The sequence below is a fragment of the Streptomyces sp. NPDC086989 genome, assembly GCF_044745505.1.
Classification (GTDB): domain Bacteria; phylum Actinomycetota; class Actinomycetes; order Streptomycetales; family Streptomycetaceae; genus Streptomyces.
Window position 1 is genome coordinate 260,910 of record NZ_JBIVAL010000001.1, and the last position, 18,345, is coordinate 279,254.

The 18,345-nt window shown below is 72.3% G+C and carries 15 protein-coding genes; 5 read left to right on the forward strand and 10 right to left on the reverse strand.

All coding sequences use genetic code 11. The features are described 5' to 3' along the window. Positions 1 to 50 precede the first annotated feature (50 nt). On the reverse strand, positions 51 to 1,430 hold the full coding sequence (locus ACIPK4_RS01290) for an ADP-ribosylglycohydrolase family protein (protein WP_402309052.1): 1,380 nt from the start codon (positions 1,428 to 1,430) through the stop codon (positions 51 to 53). 913 nt (positions 1,431 to 2,343) lie between these two features. Between ACIPK4_RS01290 and ACIPK4_RS01295 the strand changes: the two genes are divergently transcribed. After that, a complete protein-coding gene (locus tag ACIPK4_RS01295; RefSeq protein ID WP_402308319.1) occupies positions 2,344 to 3,465 on the forward strand; it encodes a tyrosine-protein phosphatase in 1,122 nt (373 codons plus the stop codon). A 121-nt stretch (positions 3,466 to 3,586) separates the two neighbouring features. Here the strand turns inward: ACIPK4_RS01295 and ACIPK4_RS01300 are convergent, their stop codons facing one another. From ACIPK4_RS01300 to ACIPK4_RS01320, 5 genes are all read right to left on the reverse strand, one after another. Next, positions 3,587 to 3,829, reverse strand: a complete 243-nt coding sequence (locus tag ACIPK4_RS01300; protein ID WP_402308322.1) for a hypothetical protein — start codon at positions 3,827 to 3,829, stop codon at positions 3,587 to 3,589. A 166-nt stretch (positions 3,830 to 3,995) separates the two neighbouring features. Next, positions 3,996 to 6,560, reverse strand: coding sequence for a bifunctional FO biosynthesis protein CofGH (locus ACIPK4_RS01305; RefSeq protein WP_402308323.1), 2,565 nt, complete (start codon positions 6,558 to 6,560; stop codon positions 3,996 to 3,998). Between the two features lie 49 nt (positions 6,561 to 6,609). After that, positions 6,610 to 7,392 carry an SDR family oxidoreductase gene (locus ACIPK4_RS01310; protein WP_402308325.1) on the reverse strand — a complete coding sequence of 261 codons (783 nt, stop codon included), beginning with the start codon at positions 7,390 to 7,392 and terminating at the stop codon, positions 6,610 to 6,612. Between the two features lie 108 nt (positions 7,393 to 7,500). Continuing rightward, a complete protein-coding gene (locus tag ACIPK4_RS01315; protein WP_402308328.1) occupies positions 7,501 to 7,743 on the reverse strand; it encodes a DUF397 domain-containing protein in 243 nt (80 codons plus the stop codon). Next, positions 7,740 to 8,594 (reverse strand): helix-turn-helix domain-containing protein, encoded by an 855-nt coding sequence (locus ACIPK4_RS01320; RefSeq protein WP_402308329.1) that lies wholly within the window; start codon positions 8,592 to 8,594, stop codon positions 7,740 to 7,742. Before ACIPK4_RS01320 ends, ACIPK4_RS01315 begins: the two co-directional genes overlap by 4 nt. 465 nt (positions 8,595 to 9,059) lie before the next feature. Here ACIPK4_RS01320 and ACIPK4_RS01325 point away from each other — a divergent pair, with 465 nt between their 5' ends. Both ACIPK4_RS01325 and ACIPK4_RS01330 read left to right on the forward strand, forming a co-directional pair. Further along, on the forward strand, positions 9,060 to 9,914 hold the full coding sequence (locus tag ACIPK4_RS01325) for a helix-turn-helix domain-containing protein (protein WP_402308332.1): 855 nt from the start codon (positions 9,060 to 9,062) through the stop codon (positions 9,912 to 9,914). A 46-nt stretch (positions 9,915 to 9,960) separates the two neighbouring features. After that, positions 9,961 to 10,560 (forward strand): Uma2 family endonuclease, encoded by a 600-nt coding sequence (locus tag ACIPK4_RS01330; protein WP_402308335.1) that lies wholly within the window; start codon positions 9,961 to 9,963, stop codon positions 10,558 to 10,560. On the opposite strand, the gene ACIPK4_RS01335 is transcribed toward ACIPK4_RS01330, so the two are convergent. Then, positions 10,539 to 11,753, reverse strand: a complete 1,215-nt coding sequence (locus tag ACIPK4_RS01335) for a PLP-dependent aminotransferase family protein (protein ID WP_402308337.1) — start codon at positions 11,751 to 11,753, stop codon at positions 10,539 to 10,541. The genes ACIPK4_RS01330 and ACIPK4_RS01335 overlap by 22 nt on opposite strands. A gap of 130 nt (positions 11,754 to 11,883) precedes the next feature. On the opposite strand from ACIPK4_RS01335, the gene ACIPK4_RS01340 reads away from it, so the two are divergent. Next, positions 11,884 to 12,735: a hypothetical protein gene (locus tag ACIPK4_RS01340; protein ID WP_402308339.1), complete on the forward strand. Its 852-nt coding sequence runs from the start codon at positions 11,884 to 11,886 to the stop codon at positions 12,733 to 12,735. 175 nt (positions 12,736 to 12,910) lie between these two features. Here ACIPK4_RS01340 and ACIPK4_RS01345 read toward each other — a convergent pair whose 3' ends face one another. The 3 genes from ACIPK4_RS01345 to ACIPK4_RS01355 form a co-directional block, all read right to left on the reverse strand. Then, positions 12,911 to 13,123, reverse strand: a complete 213-nt coding sequence (locus ACIPK4_RS01345) for a DUF397 domain-containing protein (RefSeq protein WP_054225973.1) — start codon at positions 13,121 to 13,123, stop codon at positions 12,911 to 12,913. Positions 13,124 to 13,344: 221 nt separating this feature from the next. Beyond that, positions 13,345 to 14,229: a helix-turn-helix transcriptional regulator gene (locus ACIPK4_RS01350; RefSeq protein ID WP_054225945.1), complete on the reverse strand. Its 885-nt coding sequence runs from the start codon at positions 14,227 to 14,229 to the stop codon at positions 13,345 to 13,347. Positions 14,230 to 14,512: 283 nt separating this feature from the next. Beyond that, entirely contained in the window at positions 14,513 to 15,256 is a 744-nt protein-coding gene (locus tag ACIPK4_RS01355) for a GPP34 family phosphoprotein (RefSeq protein ID WP_402308342.1), read from the reverse strand. A gap of 185 nt (positions 15,257 to 15,441) precedes the next feature. Between ACIPK4_RS01355 and ACIPK4_RS01360 the strand changes: the two genes are divergently transcribed. Next, positions 15,442 to 18,267 carry a hypothetical protein gene (locus ACIPK4_RS01360; RefSeq protein ID WP_402308344.1) on the forward strand — a complete coding sequence of 942 codons (2,826 nt, stop codon included), beginning with the start codon at positions 15,442 to 15,444 and terminating at the stop codon, positions 18,265 to 18,267. Positions 18,268 to 18,345 lie beyond the last annotated feature (78 nt).

Sequence of the window (18,345 nt, forward strand, 5' to 3'; positions counted from 1 at the left end):
GTCGGCGAAGGGCCACGCTACGGCCTGCCGGGCGCAATGTTGAGGGGACGTCAGCAGACGGGGTAGCGGGCCGTCCAGCCGGAGCCGCTGCCGGAGGCGGCCGGGCCGTGCAGGGAGGGGCCCTGGGTCATTTCGAGGGCGAAGTCGTCGGCGAGTTCCAGCAGGGTGGCGCGGCCTTCGAGGACGGCGAGCCATCCGCCCGGGAGGGCGGTCTCGCCGTGCAGGGCGCCGAGCAGTGCGCCGCAGAGGGCGCTGGCGGAGGCGGGGTCGCCCTCGTGCGTGACGGCGAGGCGCAGGCCGTGCGGGACGTCTTCGGCGACGAGCGCGCAGTAGACCGCGACGGCGAGGGCGTCCTCGGCGTGGCCCTCGGCGTGGCCCTCGGGGTGGCCCTCGCCCCCGGCGGAGGCGAGGGCGGCAACGGATTCGGGGGAGGGCGGGCCCTGCGGGACGGCCGCGACGGCACGCTGGAGGGCGTCGGTGACGCCCTGGTGGCCGGCGCGGGACCCGAGCAGGCCGAGGGTGCGCTGGATGGCGGCGTCGAGGGAGTCGCCACGGGTCAGGCCGTGGACGATGACGGCGAACGCTCCGGCGGTGAGGTACGCGCCGGGGTGGCCGTGGCTCTGCGCGGCGCACTCGGTGGCGAGTTGGAGGACCAGTGCGGGCTCCCAGCCGACCAGCAGGCCGAACGGGGCCGAACGGGCGGCGGCCGCCGCGCCGCGGGCGGTGGGGTTCTTCGGCCGGTCGAGGGTGCCGAGGATGTCGTCGGCGAAGCCGGTCAGGGAGGCGCGGTCCGGGCTGCGGCGGGCGTAGAGCCACTCCTGCGCACCGAGCCAGCCGTTGTCCCGACGGCGCTCGTCGGGGCCCCAGTCGCGCTGGGTGGCGGCCCAGCGCAGGTAAGCGCGGTGGATGTCGGTGGGCGGGTGCCAGGCGCCGGTGTCCCGGCGCACGTGAGCCCGTATGAGCCCGTCGGCGGTGAACAGGCTCAACTGCGTGCCGGCGGTGACCAACCGGCCGGGGCCGACGGTCCGGGCCGGTCCCCCGTGCGCCGGGACACCGCCGACGCCGCTGACCGGGGCGACGGGGTGTGCCGGGCCCTGTGGGCCCACGAGGCCGTCGGGACCGGCGGCGCTGACCGGGCCGACCGGGCTGGCGAGGCCAACGCCGCTGGTCGGGTCGGCGGGGTGGGTCGAGCCGTACGGGCCCACGAGGCCGTCGGCACCGGCGGGGCCGACCGGGCCGACGCCGGTGATCGGGCCGACCGGGCCGGCGGCGTCGGTCCGGTCCTGCGGGCCGGTCCGGCCGTGTGGGCCGTGCGTTTCGCGGGCCGCGGGGGCGCCGAGGGCGTCACCGAGGGCGGCACCGAGCAGGGTCCCGCGGACGCGGCTCCGGAAGTCCTGCTGCTCGGCCCGGCCCCAGAGCCCAAGCCCCAGCCCCCTCCCGTGGGTTCCGGCCCGGGCCGCGATCCCGGCCGCCCGCCCGGCAGCCCCGGCTCCCGCCAAGATCCGCCCCTCGCCCCGACCGCCGGTCCCGGCCCCCGGGCCGATCCCGGTGCCGGGCGCACCCGCACCCCCGGCTCCCGTCCCGGCCCCGGCATCGGCCGCGGTCCGGGCTCCGGGCGCAGCGGCGCCCCCGGCCCCCGGGCCGAACTCGGCCGAGGCCCCGGCTCCCGCCGCAGCCCGGACTTCGGGCGCGGAGCCAGGCCCGGTTTCCACGGCGGTCCCGCCTCCGGCCCCTGCGCCTTCGGCCCCTGCGCTTCCGGCCCCTGGGCCGGTCCCGTCCCCTGACCCTCCGGCCCCTGGGCTCATGCCGCCGCCTGGGCCGGTCCCGGCCCCGGGCGCCGGGCTGGGCCCGGCCGTGGCTGCCGCCGTCCGGAGGGCTTCCAGGGCGTCCAGGGCGCCGAGGGCGGTGGGCCGGGGCGTGGTGCGGGAGCCGGCGTCCGGGGCGTTCCCGGGCGGGGGTGCGGGGGTCGACGGGCCCCCGGTGGCGGGGCCCGGGCTCGGTGTTGGTTCGAGTGCCCTTGCGGCCGTCGTGTCGTCCATCGCGATCCCCCTGCCCCGCCCGCCCCGGCATGCTCCGGCAAGCTCTGGCGCGCACTGTAATGGACACGCCCAACCTAATCCGGAGGTAGGCGGTCCACTAGCTCGCACGCGAGTCGAGAACGGCTGGAATCCGTACCGCGGTGAGGAGGCGTCTCGTTTCCGAGATGCACGAAGGGGGCGGCATCCGTGCAGGCAGTGAACCTCGGTCGACAAGTGGCACGTTTTGCCGCTCGCCTTGGAGTCGGTCGGTTTCGGCCATGTCTCGTTCATCCAGAGTTCTTGGACGGCCAACAGCCTCGACGGCATGAAGAAGGCCCTTCTCGCCGCGACCGCCGTCGCCTCCGCGCTCACCGCCTCATTGGTCGCGGCCCCCGCCGCCACCGCCGCCGCGCCCTCCACCGGGTGGGACCTGCCCTGGACCACCCACCACCACAGCCGGACCTCCGTCCCCTTCACCGAGGCCACCGTCACCGCCGCCCCCGCCGCCCCCGGCGCAACCGCCGGTACGGGCGGCACGTTCACCCTGAAGTGGAAGGCCCCGGGCACCAAGCGGGTCGAGATCAAGGCGAACGGCAAGGTCGTCGCCCAGGGCGGCCCCGAGGGCACCGCCACCGTGTCGGCGCTGCCCGCCGCCGACCGGCAGTGGTTCGACTTCACGCCCGACCGCGGCGTCGGCCTGCACCTCGCCGACCGGCTGGTCAAGCTGGAGGGCACGGCCAACCTCCGTGACGCGGGCGGCTACCGCACCACCACCGGCCAGTGGGTCAAGATGGGCGAGGTCTACCGATCCGACGCCCTCAGCAAGCTCACCGCCGCCGACCTCGCCAAGCTCCAGCGGCTGCGCGTGAGGACGGTCTTCGACCTCCGCATGGAGAGCGAGCGCACCACCGACCCCGACAAGGTCCCGGCCGGCGCCACGTACACCGTCGCCGACGTCTTCGCGGGTTCCGGTTCCTTCCAGGCCATGCCGAAGTCGCCCGACGAGGCCGTCAAGGCCATGGTCGACGCCGAGAAGGCGATGGTCTCCGGTGACGGCGGGAAGAAGGCCTACACCCAGGTCTTCGAGGGCCTGGAACGCGACCGCGACCGTACGGTGCTCTTCCACTGCACCGCCGGCAAGGACCGCACCGGCTGGGCGAACGCCGCCCTCCTGACCGCCCTCGGCGTGCCGGGCGACACCGTCATGGCGGACTACCTGGCCAGCAACGACTACCGCAAGGCCGCCAACGACGCGATCCTGTCGCACCTGCCGGCCGCGCAGGCCGCCGTCTACAAGCCGATGCTCGACGTGCGCCCCGAGTACCTGAACTCCGGCTACGACGAGGTCAAGGCGGAGTACGGCACCTTCGACCGCTACCTGAAGGACGGGCTCGGCATCGACGCCCGCGAGCTGAAGCAGCTCAAGAAGGATCTCCTGGTCGGCTGAACCGGTCCGCCGGTCCGCCGGTCCGCCGGTCCGTCAGGACGTCAGGACGTACGGAAGGGCCCGGCCGGGGTCGCTCCCGGCGGGCCCTCCCGCGTGGCCGCCGTGCGGCGGGCTCAGGACCTCAGTGGGCGCCGAGGTGGCTGTAGTTCGCCCACTCCTTCTCCTTCTCCTTCTGGCAGCTGTCGGTGTACAGCGGGCCGACGGCCTTCGGGACACCGGCGAAGTGGGAGCAGTTGGACGCGGCGGCCGCGTGACCGGCCTTGAAGGCGTCGATGTCGACGCCGTCGGCCAGGGCGGCACCCGCGGCACCCAGCAGGATGCCGGCGGCCAGGGCGGAAGCGGTGAGGGCGGTACGGAAACGCATGACTCTCCCGGAGATCTCTTCGAGGGCGCGCCAGCTCATCTGCGCGTCGGCCGGTGCAACAGCCCGCACCGACCCCGGGGAACGGCCATTCACCCCAATGGCCCGGGCAGTATCGTTTCGACAGCGCCCATTGGCGGGACACGGGAGCGCGGTCCCGCCGGCACCCCTACTCCAGTACCGGCAGCAGCTCCGGCAGGTGCCCGTCCGAGGCGAGGGCCGCCCGCCGCCGTTCCTCCGGCACCTCCCCGTACAGCGTCGTACGCGGCTTCGCGGGCCGCCCCGCGGCCTCCGCGACGGCGATCAGGTCCCGTACGGACTTGTACGAGCCGTAACTCGATCCGGCCATCCGGGAAATGGTCTCCTCCATCAGCGTGCCGCCGAGGTCGTTGGCCCCCGACCGCAGCATCTCGGCCGCGCCCTCCGTGCCCAGCTTCACCCAGCTCGTCTGGATGTTGGTGATGTACGGGTGCAGCAGCAGCCGCGCCATCGCCGTCACCGCCCGGTTGTCGCGGACCGTCGGGCCGGGCCGGGCGATGCCCGCCAGGTACACGGGGGCGTTGGTGTGGATGAACGGCAGCGTCACGAACTCGGTGAAGCCACCGGTCTGCTGCTGGATCCGGGCCAGCGTGCGGAAGTGCCCGAGCCAGTGCCGCGGCTGGTCCACGTGCCCGTACATCATGGTCGACGAGGACCGGATGCCCAGCTCGTGCGCCGTGGTGACGACGTCGATCCAGTCCGCCGTCGGCAGCTTGCCCTTGGTCAGCACCCAGCGGACCTCGTCGTCCAGGATCTCCGCCGCCGTGCCCGGGATGGAGTCCAGGCCGGCCTCCTTGGCCGCCGTCAGCCACTCCCGTACGGACATCCCGGTCCGCGTCGCGCCGTTGACGACCTCCATCGGGGAGAACGCGTGCACGTGCATCCCCGGCACCCGCGCCTTCACCGCGCGCGCGATGTCGAAGTACGCCGTGCCCGGCAGGTCCGGGTGGATGCCGCCCTGCATGCAGACCTCGACCGCGCCCACGTCCCAGGCCTGGGCCGCCCGGTCGGCGACCTGGTCCAGCGACAGCGTGTAGGCGTCGGCGTCCGTCCGGCGCTGCGCGAAGGCGCAGAACCGGCAGCCGGTGTAGCAGACGTTCGTGAAGTTGATGTTCCGCGTGACGATGTACGTGACGTCGTCGCCCACCACCGACTTGCGCAGGTCGTCCGCGATCCGGCACAGCGCGTCCAGCGCCGGGCCGTCCGCGTGCAGCAGGGCGAGGGCCTGGTCGTCGGTGAGCTTCACCGGGTCGTCGGCGGCCTGCGCGAGCGCCGCCCGCACGTCGGTGTCGATGCGCTCGGGGACCATGCCGGGCGCCGCCGCCTCGCGCAGTGCCTCCCAGTCGCCGTACACCTCGTCGAAGTCGGCGCGCCGGTCGCCCGTGCGGCCCTCCGAGTCGATCGCGGTGTGCAGGTCGGTGCGCCCCACGGAGGTGAACGCCTCCTCCGGCTCCTGCCACGGGTGCCCGGTGACCACGGCGTCCGGGTTCGCGAGCCCCGTCTGCGGATCGGCCAGTGCCCGTACGTGCGGCAGCAGCCGCGGGTCCAGCCAGGGCTCGCCGCGCTGCACGAACTCCGGGTACACGCACAGCCGCTCGCGCAGCTCGAAGCCGGCCGCGGCGGACTGTTCGGCCAGTACGTCGATCTGCGGCCAGGGCCGCTCGGGGTTCACGTGGTCGGGGGTCAGGGGCGAGACGCCGCCCCAGTCGTCGATACCGGCCCGGATGAGCCGCGCGTACTCCCCGTCGACCAGGTTGGGCGGCGCCTGCAGACAGCCCGAGGGCCCCATGATGTGCCGGGCGACGGCGACCGTCGCGACGAGGTCGTCCAGCTCGGCGTCGGGCATGCCGCGCATCGCCGTGTCCGGCTTGGCGCGGAAGTTCTGGATGATCAGCTCCTGCACGCCGTGGTACGAGCGTGCGACCCGGCGCAGCGCGAACAGTGACTCGGCGCGCTCCTCGTAGGTCTCCCCGATGCCGATGAGCAGCCCTGAGGTGAACGGGACGGAGGACCGTCCGGCGTCCTCCAGCACCCGCAGGCGTACGGCCGGCTCCTTGTCGGGGGAGCCGTGGTGCGGGCCGCCGGGCTCGGACCACAGCCGGGTGGCGGTGGTCTCCAGCATCATGCCCATCGAGGGCGCCACCGGCTTGAGCCGCTGGAAGTCGGCCCACGACATCACACCCGGGTTGAGGTGGGGCAGCAGGCCCGTCTCCTCCAGGATCAGGATGGAGACGGCCCGCACGTAGGAGATGGTGTCGCCGTACCCCTGGGACTCGAGCCACTCCCGTGCCTCGGGCCAGCGGTCCTCGGGCTTGTCGCCGAGGGTGATCAGCGCTTCCTTGCAGCCCAGCGCGGCGCCCTTGCGGGCAACGTCGAGGACCTCGTCGGGGGACATGAACATCCCGTGCCCGGCCCGGCGGAGCTTGCCGGGGACGGTGGCGAAGGTGCAGTAGTGGCACTTGTCGCGGCACAGGCGGGTGAGGGGGATGAAGACGCTCTTCGAGTACGTGATGACGCCGGGCCGCCCGGCGGCCGCGAGGCCGGCGTCGCGGACCCGGGCGGCGGAGGCGGCGAGGTCTTCGAGGTCCGCGCCGCGCGCCTGGAGGAGTACGGCCGCCTCGGTCGCGTCGAGCGCGACGCCGTCGCGGGCCCGCCTGAGTGCGCGGCGCATCGCGTTTTCGGTCGGAGTCGTCATGCGGTGAGCATACGATCCGGCGTCCCCGCCGCGAGCGGGCTCCTCGTCCTCATCGCATCAGCTCACCGGCGTTGACCAGGAGGGATTGGCCGGTTATCGCCCGCGCACGGTCGGAGGCCAGGAACACGGCGGCGTCCGCCACGTCCCCGTCGGTGGCCAGGTCGGGCAGCGCCATGCGCTGCGTGAGCCGGGCGTGCACCTCGGCCTCGGGGACGCCCTCGGTGTGCGCGGTGAAGGTGACGAAGGCCTGGACGGGCGGCCCCCACATCCAGCCGGGCAGCACGGTGTTGACCCGGATCCGGTGCGGGCCGAGCTCGCGGGCCATCGAGTACATGGCCGAGGTCAGCGCCCCCTTGGAGGCGGCGTACGCGGCCTGCTGCACCTCGTTGGGTGCGGCCACGGCGGACTGCGTCCCGATGATGACGACGGACCCGCCCCGCTCCTTGAGCGCGGGCAGACAGGCGCGGGTCATGCGCAGCGTGCCCAGCAGGTTCACGTCGATGATCTGCTGCCAGGTCCCGAAGTCGGCGTCTTCGAGCCCGCCGAAGTAGGAGTCCCAGGCGGCGACGTGCACGACGGCGTCGATGCCGCCGAACCGCTCGCGGGCGAGGGCGGCGAGGGCCGCGCACTGGGCCTCGTCGGATATGTCGGTGGGCAGGTGGGCGGTGTGCCGGCCGTCGGGGTCGATCTCGGCTGCGGACTTGACCAGATTGGCCTCGGTCCGCGCGCCGAGCACGGCGTTCCCGCCGTCGCGTACGACGGCGGCGGCCACCTGGTGCCCGAGCCCGGCCCCGACGCCGGAGACGATGACGGTCTTCCCTTGCAGCAGCATGCGTGTGCCTCCCCGGCGCCGGACCTGTATGTGACGGCGCGTCAGATTAAGGGTGTGGCGCCGAGGAGGGAAGGGGGTGGTCCTGATGTGCGGCGAATCGTTGCGCCGTCAGCCCGTGTACGCGATGAAGCCGACCCAGGCGGCCGCCCCGAAGGAGACGTGCGGCCGGGCGGTGTCCTTGGAGTCCCGGACGAGCACGGCGGTAGGAGTGGTGCCGACTTCGACGCAGTCGTTGACATCCCCGCTGTCGCTGTAGCTGCTCTTCCGCCAGGCCACTTCGACGCAGTCGTTGATGTTGTTGGAGCTGCTGTAGCTGCTCTTGAACCATTCGAGCTCGGGCTTGCCGTTCATGTCTCTCCCAGCACTTGCTCGATGAAGGCCAGTGACTCCCTCGGGGTGAGAGCCTGGGCCCGGATCATTCCATAGCGCAGCTCAAGAATCCGAAGGTGTTTTGGGGCGGTGATCGGACGGCCGCCGGCCTGGTCTTCGTCGCGTCCGACGCCGGAGCCGTCCGGAAGCCTCAGCGATTCCGCGTAGCCGGCCATTCCCGCGTGGCCACCTCGCTCCGTCGGCATGACCTGGATCGAGACATGCCGGAGCTGCCCCACCTCTAACAGGTGTTCCAGCTGTCCACGCATGACGTCTGCACTGCCGATCCGTCTGCGGAGGGCCACCTCTTCCTGCACGAACGTGAGGGCGGGGGCGGGCGACCGGCCGAAGATTTCCTGCCTCGCTATCCGCGCTGCTACGCCCCGTTCCACCGCCTCCGGCGTGTACGCCGGCCAACGTGTCTCGAACAGTGCCTGTGCGTACTCCGCCGTCTGCAGCAGCCCATGGACAGTGTGGATGCTGTACGCGCCGATCTCCACGGCCCGGGCTTCCAGCTTGGCCAGGTCCCGCACCCGTTTCGGGTAGCGGGCCTGTTCCACGTCGTTCTTCATCGCGGCCACACGGCCCCCGGCCGACAAGACCTCGTCCACTTTGTCCAGGTACTCGGAGCGGGGGATGCGTGTTCCCGCTTCGACCTTGCGGATCAGGTCCTCGCCATAGCCCATGCGGGACGCGAACTCCGCCACGCGCAGGCCGGCGGCCTCCCGCCAGACCCTGAGGTTGCGGCCCACGGCGGCCACGACCGCCGCGCCCTGCTCGTCCTCGGGGTCGATGTCCCAGCCGGACTCGTCCCTGTCCTCGGCCTCGCTCATCCGTCCAGGCTATGGACGGCCCGACGTGGCGGAGACATGAATGACGAAAGTGTCAACTCCCCTGTTCGGACCGCGTGGTGGGAATGTGCGTGGCGGTGGCGTAAGGGACGGTTCGGCTCGTGGCCAAAGACCAAAGAACTGGGGAAAGAGCCAGACCGAACCCCTCCAGCCTCCCCGTTCGACGCAATCGCTCGGTCGGGTGAATCTGCCAACTGGGCTGGATTCGAGCGGGGTTGGCTGGCATATGCTCGCCGCGACAACTCCAGACATGAGACGGCCCCCGGCGGGACGGCAATCCCGGCCGAGGGCCTGATCCAGCGAGGAAGCGAAACCTTCCCGATGGCCTTTCAGAAGCTTAACGCGGTCATGCCCGCATCACCCCGTGTCCCGCGCGGAACCCCCCGATCCGGTGGCGTTTTCGGCGTCCGGCACTCCAATGTCCCGCTCACGGGCCACTTCACCGTCGTGAGCAACCTGCTCGCCCAGAGCCGGGAGCTGTCGCTGCTCGCGATGGGCGTCGGCCTGCACATCCAGTCGCTGCCCGAGGGCGCCCGGGTCAGTATCCGGGTGCTGGCCGAGCGCTTCCCCGAGACCGAGTACCGCATCGGCCGGGCCCTGGGGGAGCTGGAGGCCGCCGGATTCCTGCGCCGCACGCGGCTGAGGATGCCCGGCGGCAGCATCGTCACCCGCACCGTGTCCTACAACCTCCCGCTGTCCGAGACCCCGCCGGACCCGGAACCCGACCCGGACCGGGGCCCGGACCAGAACCAGGCCCCGGACCAGGACCCGGAGTCCGACCCGGACCAGGACCCACAGCCGCCGAGCCCCGCCCCCGAACCGCCCTCGCCCGCGCCGGAGCCCGAGCCCGCGCCCGAGCAGGTGACCGGTGCCGAGCCGCCGGGTGATCCCGTACGGGACCCGCGGCCCGCCCGGCCGGTCCTGCGGGTGGCCTCGGAGCTGCTGGCCGGGCTGCGGATCCGCGAACCCCGCCTGCTGCTCGCCGAGCGGGACGTCGAGCGACTCGTGCCCGGGGTCGTCGAGTGGCTGGAACGCGGGGCCGCCTACGAGGCCGTACGGCGTGCCCTCACCGCCGACGTACCGTCCGACCTGCGCAATCCGGCCGGGCTGCTCGCGTACCGGCTGCGCGCCGCCATCCCGCCCCCACTGCCCGAACGCGACCGGGGGTCCGCCTCCACCCCGCCCCCCGACCGGGTGATCCACCCCTTCCGGACTTGCGACGGCTGTGAACGCGCCTTCCGCTCCCCGACCCCCGCCACACACTGCGGCGACTGCACGGCCCACGGCCGGAAGGCTGCCTAGCATGAAGGTGATGATTCGGCCCCCTGGGCACGGACGAGGAGCCACCATGACCATCACTCACGACGGCGAGCGACGGCCGAACTTTCAGTACCGGGTTCTGCGCGACGTCATCGAGCAGGTCGAGGACACCGTGCCGGGGAAGCTTGAGATCACCAAAGAAGGGATCGTGCACGACATGATGTCCCCGGGGCGCCCGCACGAGCTGACCGCCGGGCTGGTGAGCAGGCGGCTGGAGAAGGTCGCTCCGGAGGGCGTCTGGGCGCACCTGGGCACTCCTGACGTCGAGGACGAACCAGAGGGGATCATGCGGCATCCCGACATCATGGTGATCGCCCGCGAGGACATGGAGGGACAAGGGGCGTTCGACCCCCGCACCATCATCGCCGCCGTCGAGATCGTTTCCCGTTCCAACCCCGACAACGACTGGATCGGCAAGGTCCGGGACTACCCACTCCTCGGCATCCCCGTCTACGCCGTCTTCGACCCCCGCACCGGCACGGGCGCCGTCATGTCCGACGTCCACGCGACGCCGGTAGGCCCCCGCTACGCGACCCGCAAGGACTTCGTCTACGGCGAGGACGTCACCATCGCCGACTGGACCATCTCCACCGACGGCCTGCCCCGCTACGCGGAGCCGGGGGAGTAGGCCGCCACCGCCCCCGCCAGGCGGGTCAGGCCCTCCGCGACCTCGGCCGGGGTGTGCGTCGTGAAGGACAGGCGCAGGGTGCGGGGGTCCGGGGTGCCCGTATGGAAGGGGGCACCGGGGACGTACGCCACGTCGCGGGCGATCGCCGCCCGCAGCAGTGCGCCCGCGTCATGGCCCTCCGGCAGGCGGGCCCACACGAACATGCCCCCCTCCGGGCGGTTCCAGGACGAGCCCGCCGGAAGGGCCGCGCCCAGGCCCGCCAGCAGCGCGTCGCGCCGTTCCCGGTAGGCCGTCCGGACCGTGGCGATGTGCGCGTCGAGGTTCACCGCGCGCAGGTAGTGGGCGGCCGCCAGCTGGTCCACCGTCGAGGTGTGCAGGTCCGCCGCCTGCTTGGCCACCACCGCCGCCCGCCGCAGCGCTGCGGGTGCACGGAGCCAGCCCAGCCGCAGCCCCGGGGCCATGACCTTGGAGAAGCTCCCGAGCAACGCCGTGCGGTCCTCCGCCCCGGGGTGCGCGGCGAGCCATGGGACCTCCGCCCCCTCGAACCGGAGCTCCCCGTACGGGTCGTCCTCCACGAGCCACAGCCCGCGCCGCGCCGCGGTCTCCGCCACCGCCGCCCGCCGGGCGGCGGGCAGGGTGCGCCCCGTCGGGTTCTGGAACGTGGGCACCGTGTACAGGAGCTTGGGCCGCTCCCGGGCCACGACCTCCTCCAGCGCGTCGGGCCGGATGCCCCGCTCGTCGCAGGGGACCGGTATCACGCGCGCCCCCGCCTGCCCGAAGCACTGGAGCGCCGCGAGGTAGGTGGGGTTCTCGACGAGGACGGCGTCGCCGGGTTCGACGAGCGTCGCGGTGATCAGCGCGAGGGCCTGCTGCGAGCCGGTGGTGATCAGTACGTCGTCCGCGCCCGTCTCCAGGCCCCGGGCCGAGGCCCGCGCGGCCACGGCCTCCCGCAGTTCCGGTGCGCCCTCGGTGGTCGAGTACTGGAGCGCCCGGCCGCCCGATGCCGTGAGCGCGGCGTCGTACGCGGCCCGCAGTCCCTCGGTGTCGAAGAGCTCCGGTGCGGGCAGGCCGCCGGCGAAGGAGATCACCCCGGGGCGCGCGGTGAGCGCGAGGATCTCGCGGACGGGCGAGCCGGCGGCGGCGACGGCGCGGGCGGCGAACGCGGGCGGCGGGAGGGTGACGGTCGCGGGCATGGTTCTCCTTCGGCGGAGGCGGGTGCGCGCATCCTAGACACGGAAGTGTGTAGACGGCACCTATGTGTCAGGGAGTGGAACGCGGCTTCGGGTCTCGTCATCTGACGCCACATCAGCTAGACCGTTGGGCATGACGACACACGAGCACCGCGAGGACACCCGGGCCGGGGACTACGCCGAGCTGGCGGCCGTCGGACCGTACGGGGTCCGCCCCGGCCATGCGCTGATCACCATGGTCGAACCGCACCCGGGCCACGAGTACGCGTACAACCGCTGGTACGAGGACGACCACTACTACGCCGGCGCCATGGCCATGCCCTGGATGTACGCGGGCCGCCGTTGGGTCGCCACCCGCGAGCTCCAGGAACTGCGGTACCCCGAGAAGTCGGCCGTCGCCCAGCCCGTCACCGCCGGGTGCTACATCTCCACGTACTGGGTCACCGAGGGCCGCTACGACGAGCACATGAAGTGGACCGTCGGCATCAACAAGCGCCTCAACCGGGACGGCCGCGTCTACCAGGACCGCACCCACGTGTTCACGTCCTTCCAGGACCACGAGGCCACGGTCTACCGCGACGGGGCCGCCGGACCCCGGGACTTCCACGCACTCGACCACCCGTACGCCGGCCTGGTCGTCCAGGTCGTCGACGCCGACGGCCCCGAGCAGCGGGCCGAGCTGCTGGAGTGGTTGCGCTCGCGCGCCCTGCCGAAGCGGCTGCACGGCTCACCGGCCGCGATGGTGACGGTCTTCCGGCCGACTCCGCTGCCCGGTGACCGGATGACGTACGTCAAGCAGGTCGAAGGGGTCCACACCCGGTTGACGCTGCTGTGGTTCCTGGAGGCCGATCCGCGCGCCTGCTGGGACCGGTTCGCAGGGCTGGACACCGAGGTCGCGGAGGCCGGACTGGGGCGGGTGGAGCTGGTGGCGCCGTTCATCCCGACGGTGCCGGGCACGGACCGGTACGTCGACCAGCTCCGCTAGACGGAACGCGGGGCGGAACGTCGGGGCGCGGAACCGCGGGGCCGGGGGGGCCGGACATGGCCGAGCCCCCTCGGCCGGGACGGCGGGCCAGTCGAGAGGGCTTCAGTCAGTGGTGCAGGTGGTGCAGGTGGTGCGAGTGGTGCAGAGGGGACGGTGGCGTCGTGCGCCGAAACGTTCAGGCCAGGCGTCCCAGTCGGCCTTCGGTGACGTCCGCGACGAACGAGGTCCAAGAGCCCGGCGCGAAGGTGAGGGAGGGGCCGTCCTGCACCTTCGAGTCGCGGACCGCGATGGCCTCCATGACGGGGGACTTGACCTCGACGCAAGCGCCGTTCCCGCCGGAGTAGGAGGACTTGATCCAGTTGGCCGTGGCGCCCTGACGAATAGCCATGTTTCTCTCCGGTTCAGCGAGTTGTGCCAGTGAGGCGTCGGCCATTCCGGTTTCCCTGACCGACGTGATCGACGCTACCGGCACCTCCCGACGGGTGAAGAGGTCATTCACCCGACCGGGTGGCATATTCCATTCAGGCCTTCTGTGGCCGGGGAGCGACGGTGTACCGTACCGGCCCCCCTCGCCACCTGCCCGGCGACACGTGTCCACTGCCTCCGGTTTTACCTCCCCTTGCCCGCATACTCGTCGATGATCTCGGCGATGAACTGGCGCGTCTGCTCCACGTTCAGGGCCTGCGCGCGCAGGTGCTCGTACATCACGCTGTACTGCTGGACGTCGTTGGCCTTCTCCAGGTACAGGTCGCTGGTCACGCCCTCGATGTAGACGACCGTCGAATCGGACGCGTCCGGGAATTCCAGGATGGCGTACTGGCCGTTGACGCCCGGGTGGGCGCCCATCGAGAACGGCATCACCTGCACCGTGATGTACGGCTGTTCCGACTGCTCTATCAGGTACTCCAGCTGTTTGATCATCAACTGGGGGTCGCCCACGTGCCGGCGCAGCGCGGCCTCGTCGATGACCGCCCACAGCCGCAGCGGCCCGACCTCCGGATTGTTGTTGTCCGTCTCGGAGAGCCGTTTCTGCCGGTGCATCCGCACCTGGACGCGCTTCTCCACGTCGAGCGGGGCGGTCTCCGGCAGCGCGCCGCGGATGAGGGCCTGGGCGTACTCCGGGGTCTGAAGCAGGCCGGGCACCATCTGGGGTTCGTAGGTGCGCAGGCTGGCGGCATCGGTTTCGAGGCCGATGTAGACGCTGTACGGGATGTCGCCGAAGGCGTGCCACCAGCCCTGCTGGCGGGAGTCCTTGGCCATCTGCATGAGCGAGTCGACGAGCCGGCGGTCCTCCACCTCGTACACGTCGCACAGGTCGCGGACGTCGCGCTGGCTGATGGAACGGCGGCCGTTCTCCAGCCTGCTGATCTTCGACTGGGAGACGAGCAGGCGCTCGGCGACCTGCTCGGCCGTCATGCCCTTGTCCTCGCGGAGCTTGCGCAACTCCATGCCCAGTCGGCGGCGTCGGACGGTGGGATTGACATTGGACGCCACTTGAACGGCACCTCCGCCTTCTTCTGGTTCTGTCTCTCTGCGTGTCTGATGGTGAGCAGACTGCCACCGAAGGGCGGGGCGGCGCCGGAGAACGGCCCGGAAACGCAGACGCGCGGGACGGCGGGGCCGGCGGACCGGCCTCGCCATCCCGCGCGCTGGCGGCTCCCGAACCGGTTCGCCGGGGACGCCGGTTGCGGCGATGACGGTTCGGTGGAGCGGTGGAGCGGTGAATCCGTGGAGCCATGGACCGGGTGGATCAGGTGGGTCGGGTGGATCTGGTGGATCAGTGCGCGGCGGCGCGGGCCATTGCGCCCGTACGGCGCGCCTGGAGCGGAACGCCACTCGCCGCCGCGGCCCGCGCGGTCGGCGGGTTCGCCGGTGCACGGTCACGGCGCGGCTGCGCGGCCACACCGTTCTGGACGTCCATGACGGCGTGCGCCACGAGACCGCCCATCGGGTCGTGCCGGATCAGGTCCCGCAGCCGGGACCTGGACGACCGCCCCTCGTTGCCGGGGTACAGGTGCTTGCCGAGTCCGACCGCGTGGGCCAGTGCGGCGAGCGCCGCGGTCCGCGGGTCCGGCGGTACACCGGTGCGGATCGCACTGTCGAGCCGGGAACGGATCTCCCGGCTGATCGCCGTGTCGGTCGCCTGGTAGCGAGTCGTCGGCAGCACTCCGCACATCTGGCCCGCGACGGCATGCACCATGCCGCAGCGCTCCAGATGCGCGAGGTAAATCTGGCGGAGCCCCAGCCGGGGTCCACCGATCCAGTGGACGGCCCGTACCGGGCTGCCGCGCCTGCGCAGCAGTTCCAGTGCGGAGTCCAGAGTCGGATCTCCTGTCGGCCGTGGCATCACCACGGCGATACGATCCCCGTCAGGGGCTATCCGTCCTGCCAGAGCCAGCTCTACTAGCTGTGCCCCGGCCAGGCCGAGGTCGAGCGACTGCGGCTGCGCCGTGGTACCCGTGGTCGGGTCCAAAGCGAGCAGCAGAAGCTCCTCCGGAATTGTTCTGCGGCTCCTGCCCATCCATGCCTCCCCGCGTGGATGAGTGACAGGGTGACGCCTCTCACATTCATCTGTCGAGAGCGCCTGGTCGCTTTGTGGGGGAACCAGCGCTATGTCGTTCTCGTCTAGCACGAGGGCGATACCCACGACACGGGACACTGTTAGACATTCGGACAGCCGGACGCGGCGCGATCGAGGAGGAACTGGTGGCGGGCGAGTCCCCCGACAAGTCGGTTGATGAAGGAGCGCCGGGGGCGGCGAAGTCCTCCGCGGAGCGTGACCCGAGGCTGTCGGTGTTCCGGCCGCGGGACCCCGAGTCCGGGACGGATCCGCTGCGCGAGGCGGTGGCGGCGTGGGTCGCCACGTCCGAACCGGAGTCCTCCGGACGGGTGGACTCCGACTCCGACTCGTCCGAAGCCCCCCGCTCCCCGAAGCCGGATTCCGCTTCCGCCCCGGCACCCGCCGAGACCGCCACGCCCGCGCCCGCCGACAAGCCGACCGGGCCGGCCGAGCCGACGGCTGCCGGGACTCCGGCGGACGAGGGCGAGCGCACGGCCGTCTTCCGCGCCGTGAAGCCGGCTTCCGCTTCCGCGAAGGCCGGCGCGGATGCCGCCGCCACCACCGTCAAGCCGGAGGCGGACGATGCGTCGGCCAAGGGTGGTTCGGACAAGTCGGCTGTGGCCGGTGCGGGTGCCGGTGCGGCGTCCGCCGGGAAGCCGGGTGGGGACGACAGTGAGCGTACGGCCGTCTTCCGGGCCGTGAAGCCGGGTTCGGGTTCCGGTTCGGCCAAGGCCGGCGCGGATGCCGCCGCCACCACCGTCAAGCCGGAGGCGGACGACGCGTCGGCCAAGGGTGGTTCGGACAAGTCGGCTGCGGCCGGTGCGGGTGCCGGTGCGGCGTCCGCCGGGAAGCCGGGCGGGGACGACAGTGAGCGTACGGCCGTCTTCCGGGCCGTGAAGCCGGGTTCGGGTTCCGGTTCGGCCAAGGCCGGCGCGGATGCCGCCCCCACCACCGTCAAGCCGGGCGCGGACGATGCGTCGGCCAAGGGTGGTCCGGACAAGTCGGCTGCGGCCGGTGCGGGTGCCGGTGCGGCGTCCGCCGGGAAGCCGGGCGGGGACGACAGTGAGCGCACGGCCGTCTTCCGGGCCGTGAAGCCGGGTTCGGGTTCCGCTTCGGCCAAGGCCGGGACGGACGCGGCTGGGGCCGGCAAGCCGGAGGCGGACGATGCGCCGGCCAAGGGCGGCACCGACAAGCCGGCTGCGGCCGGGGCGTCCTCCGGGAAGCCGGGTGCTGGCCGAGCCGCGGGCGCCACCGGCGAGGGTGGTGCGGATGCCGGTGCGGCGTCCGCCGGGAAGCAGGGGGCGGACGACAGTGAGCGCACTGCCGTCTTCCGGGCTCCGAAGGTGGATTCCGCTTCCGGTGGTGCCAAGCCCTCCGACGAGTCCGCGGACAGCGAGCGCACCGCCGTCTTCCGGGCCGTGAAGCCGGAGGCAAAGGCTCCGGATAAGCCCGTCGCCTCCCGGCCCGTGCCGCCGAAGGCGGTCGGCGGGGAGCGGGCCAGCACGTTCGTACCGCTGCGCAAGGACGAGGACGAGCGCCCGGCCACGAAGCCGACGGCCGCGCAGCCGACGACCGCCAAGCCGACGGCCAACCCCGCGGCACCGGCCCCGGCCAAGCCCGAGGCCCCGGCCTCAACCCCGGCCCCCGTACCCGAGCGGACCGAGCGGACGACGCAGCAGCCGCTGCCACCCAAGCCGCCGCTCGACCTGCTCGCGGACCTCACCAACAACCCGCCCCCGCCGCCGAGCCCCCTGCGCACGTTCATCCGCCGGTTCAAGATCTACGCCCCGTTGGTCGTGCTCCTCGCGGTCATCCTGGCCGTGGTCCAGCTCGTGCGCCCGCTGCCCGAGCCGAAGCTCACGATGACCGCGAAGTCCTCGTACACCTTCGACGGCGGCAACCCGGTCCTGCCCTGGCCGAAGGAGGGCCAGGGCTACATGGCCGCCGCGGGCCTCGGCACCGTCGGCAGCTTCGGCGATCAGAAGCCGGTCGCCATCGGCAGCGTCGCGAAGACCATGACGGCGTACGTGATCCTGAAGGACCACCCCCTCAAGAAGGGGGAGAAGGGTCCGATGATCGACGTCGACAAGACGGCGGTCGACGACGGCGCCAAGAGCTCCGAGGGCGAGTCCACGGTCGGCACGCTCAAGGCGGGCGACAAGATCTCGGAGTACGACGCCCTCGCCGCGATCATGATCCCTTCGGCCAACAACGTCGCGCGGCTGCTCGCGCGCTGGGACTCCGGCGGCGACCAGGACGCGTTCGTCAAGAAGATGAACGACGCCGCCCGGGAACTCGGCATGGCCAACACCACGTACACGGACCCCTCGGGTCTGGACGCGACGACGGTCAGCACCGCCGAGGACCAGGTCAAGCTCGGCCTCAAGGTCGTGGAGATGCCGGAGCTGGTCGCGATCACCAGGCTGCCGGAGTGGACCGACCCGTACGGCAAGAAGTGGCGCAACTACAACACCCTCATCCCGGGCAACGGTGCGCTCGGCATCAAGACCGGCTCCACCACCAAGGCCGGAGGCAACCTGCTCTTCGCCGCCGAGAAGAAGGTCGGCAAGACGAACCAGCTGATCGTCGGCGCGGTGCTCGGCCAGTACGGCGTCCCGATCCTCGACACGGCGATCGCGGCGAGCAAGCAGGTCATGCTGGCCACGCAGAAGATGCTGGTGAACGCGCCCGTCGTGAAGAAGGGCGATGTCGTCGGGTACGTGGACGACGGCCTCGGCGGGCACACCCCGGTCATCGCGACCGCTGACGTGGAGGCGGTCGGCTGGCCCTCGCTCACGGTCGACATCAAGCTGGCCGACGGGGACGCCAAGCTCCCGCAGACCGCCAAGGCGGGCACCGAGATCGGCATGCTGACCGTCGGCGAGGGGGCCAGCCAGGTGAAGGTGCCGGTGGCGCTGCAGAGTGACCTCGTCGCGCCGGGTATCGGAAGCAAGCTGACCCGTATCGGCTGACGAGTGCGTGCGGCGGCGCCCCGGGCAACCCCGGGGCGCCGCCGCGCGTCCTGGGACCCGGGGAACGGGCCGCAGAGA